Consider the following 2,765-nt stretch of genomic DNA (forward strand, 5'->3'; position numbering starts at 1 on the left):
GTAAGCGTCCGGTCAGGGCGACTTTGACCTATCCAGGGGTTTGATCCATGTCAGCGTGACGATGCTCGCGGCCATTGCGATCATTACGATTGTGGTAAGGTAGGGCGCGACCATACATCCCTCGCTGATGGCGAAGCGGGTGACGCCATCTGCCTCGCGCCAAGTGCTAACGTTGAGCGCAAGCATGAGCATCAAGATCACGATTGCGACTGTGGAGAACCAGGCTGACCTAAGGAGGAGGGCTCCCACCGTCAGTCCGATCGCAATCAGGCCGATGGGCTCGAACAAGAACAAAGCGAGGTCGTCGAGTTGGCCGACAGGACCGTCCTGCGATGTCCAGGCAGGTCTTACCTTGTCACAGACTTCCGCGGCTGCCGGTGTCGACGTGATCAAGCAGACTAGGACTGCCATGGTTCGATTCATTGGCCGGGCCTCCAGGGCAAGAAGTCGTCGACCTTGGTGATCTTGTAGTCAGCGATCCGGGCGAGGGTGTTGGCGAGCCAGGCGTGGGGATCGACTGCGTTGAGTTTGGCCGTTTCGATCAGGGTGTAGGCGATGGCGGCGGCCTTGCCGCCCGCTTCCGAGCCGACGAAGAGGTAATTCTTCCGCCCGAGGGCGATGGCGCGCATGCCGCGTTCGGCGGCGTTGTTGTCCAACTCCAAGATGCCATGGTCAAGGTAGGGGCGCAGGCGCTCCATGCGGGTCAGGGCATAGCGGATGGTGGCCGCGAGCGGGGATTTGCCCGAGATCGTGGTGAGTTGCATGGCCAGCCATAACTCCAGATCGTCAAAGACCGGGGCCGCGTGTGCCTTGCGAAGCGCGACGCGGACGTCCGGTGGCGACCCTCTGGCCTCTTTCTCGACGGCATAGAGTTGCGCGATCCGACCGATGGCTTCTTCGGCGATCGGGGAACCCTGCGATCGGTGGATGTCGACGAACTTGCGCCGGACATGGGCCATGCAGGCGACCTCGCGGATTGAACCGGAGCGGTAGAGGTCCTCGAACCCGGCATAACCATCGGCGTGCATCCAGCCCCGGAACCGGGCGAGATGGTCCTTGGGATGCTGGCCCTTGCGGTCGCCGGAGAACCTATACCATGCAGCGGGCGCGGCGGTGCCGCCCCATGGCCGTTCATCTCGCGCATAGGTCCAGAGCCGGGCTGTCTGGGTTTTGCCGGTGCCGGGGGCGAGCATGCTCACGGGCGTGTCGTCGGCGAAGATCGCCTCGGCCGACAGGACATGGCGACCGATGGCATCGGCCAGGGGTTCCAGCAGGGCGGTGGTCTTGCCGATCCAGTCGGCCAGGGTCGAGCGGTCGAGGTCGAGACCTTCACGGTCGAAGATCTGGCTCTGGCGATACAGGGGCAGATGGTCGGCGTATTTGCTGACCAGCACATTGGCCAGAAGACCTGGCCCGGGGCGACCGCGCTCGATGGGGCGCGAGGGCAGCGGGGCCTGCACGAAGCGTTCGCAGCAGGAACATGTCAATCGGGGCCGGACGATGCGGTTCACGATGAAGCGCCCCGGCACGTATTCCAGTTCTTCGGTCACATCTTCGCCGATCCGGCGCAGGCGGCCACCGCAATCGGCACAGGCCTCGGCGCCCGGGGTCAGCTCGACCTCCATCCGGGGGATATGGTCCGGGATCGGACGGCGCTTGGGTTTATCCTTCTCCTCGATGTCCGGCAGCTTCATCCGCGCCGTCATTGCCGCCGCCGCAATCTCGCTGGTCTCCAAGGCCAGTTGCAGCTGCTCGGCGGTCTCGGACGACGCGCCAAACCGGTGTGCCCGATGCTCCGCCAACTGATGCCGCAGCTTCTCGATCAGGATCGCCTGCGCCTTCACCTCGGCCAGAAGCCGCGCGGTGAAGCTGCGCAACTCCTCGGGGTCTTCCGGCAAGGTCAGGGTCTGATCCAACATGCGGGAAGTTTATCCCACTGTATTCCTTGTGGGAATCATTGATTACAGGATCGGCAGATTATCCCGCCGCCAGGGGCCGCCACGTCCGCTGAGGTGCTCGCCAGTCGATCCCTTCCAGCAGCATCGACAACTGGGCGGGCGACAGCACCACCTTGCCCTCCTTGGCCGAGGGCCAGACGAACCGCCCCTTCTCCAGTCGCTTCAGGAACATGCAGGCCCCTTGGCCATCCCACCAGATGATCTTCACAAGGTCACCCCGACGCCCCCTGAACACGAAGAGATGCCCGGCGAACGGGTCCTGCTTCAGCACCGCCTCGGCCTGTGCAGCCAACGCCGCAAAACCCTTGCGCATGTCGGTCACCCCGGCCGCCAGCCAGACCTGCGTGTTCGCCGGAACCGGGATCACGCCGTCAGCCCCCGGATCAACCGCGCCAGCGCCTCGGGATCATAGCTGCCGCTGATCCGCATCCGGTGGCCGCCTGCCAGTTCGATCTCGATGTGGTTCTCGACTACAGGCATTGCCATGGGTGCCTTCGCCTCCGCGACGATCTCTACTGGCAGAAAGCGCGCCTCCTCTGCTGGGGGCGCAGCCGAGGCAGGGTCCGGCGCATGACGGGGATCGCGCAGCCACTTGAAGATCAGGTTGGCATTCACAGCGTAGCGCCGCGCCACCTGCGCCACGGAAACGCCCGGCGCCGTCGTCTGGAAACAGATCGACCGCTTCTCCTCATCCGTCCAAAGCCGCTTCGTCCGACGCGCCACGCCATCACCATAGTGTCCACTATCGATGGTGGACACTATCCGCCTCTCTCACCACGCGGCAGAGCAGTCAGCCCGGACGCTTAC

At 64.3% G+C, this 2,765-nt stretch carries 4 protein-coding genes; all 4 read right to left on the reverse strand.

The window, feature by feature from the left end:
* Positions 1 to 12: 12 nt before the first annotated feature.
* Genes FBT96_RS19385 through tnpA form a run of 4 tightly spaced genes read right to left on the reverse strand, consistent with a single transcriptional unit; the run spans position 13 to position 2,717 of the window.
* On the reverse strand, positions 13 to 423 hold the full coding sequence (locus tag FBT96_RS19385) for a hypothetical protein (protein WP_136909570.1): 411 nt from the start codon (positions 421 to 423) through the stop codon (positions 13 to 15).
* Positions 420 to 1,919: an IS66 family transposase gene (tnpC, locus tag FBT96_RS19390; RefSeq protein WP_136909572.1), complete on the reverse strand. Its 1,500-nt coding sequence runs from the start codon at positions 1,917 to 1,919 to the stop codon at positions 420 to 422. Before tnpC ends, FBT96_RS19385 begins: the two co-directional genes overlap by 4 nt.
* A gap of 58 nt (positions 1,920 to 1,977) precedes the next feature.
* A complete protein-coding gene (gene tnpB / locus FBT96_RS19395; protein ID WP_136909574.1) occupies positions 1,978 to 2,325 on the reverse strand; it encodes an IS66 family insertion sequence element accessory protein TnpB in 348 nt (115 codons plus the stop codon).
* Positions 2,322 to 2,717 (reverse strand): IS66-like element accessory protein TnpA, encoded by a 396-nt coding sequence (gene tnpA, locus FBT96_RS19400; RefSeq protein WP_136909576.1) that lies wholly within the window; start codon positions 2,715 to 2,717, stop codon positions 2,322 to 2,324. Before tnpA ends, tnpB begins: the two co-directional genes overlap by 4 nt.
* Positions 2,718 to 2,765: the final 48 nt, after the last annotated feature.

The organism is Rhodobacter capsulatus, from assembly GCF_005144475.1.
Taxonomy (GTDB): domain Bacteria; phylum Pseudomonadota; class Alphaproteobacteria; order Rhodobacterales; family Rhodobacteraceae; genus Rhodobacter; species Rhodobacter capsulatus_C.

Bases quoted from the DNA above. Each gene is read 5' to 3' on its own strand.
- FBT96_RS19385 (WP_136909570.1), bottom strand. From the start codon at position 423: ATGAATCGAACCATGGCAGTCCTAGTCTGCTTGATCACGTCGACACCG.
- tnpC (WP_136909572.1), bottom strand. From the start codon at position 1,919: ATGTTGGATCAGACCCTGACCTTGCCGGAAGACCCCGAGGAGTTGCGC.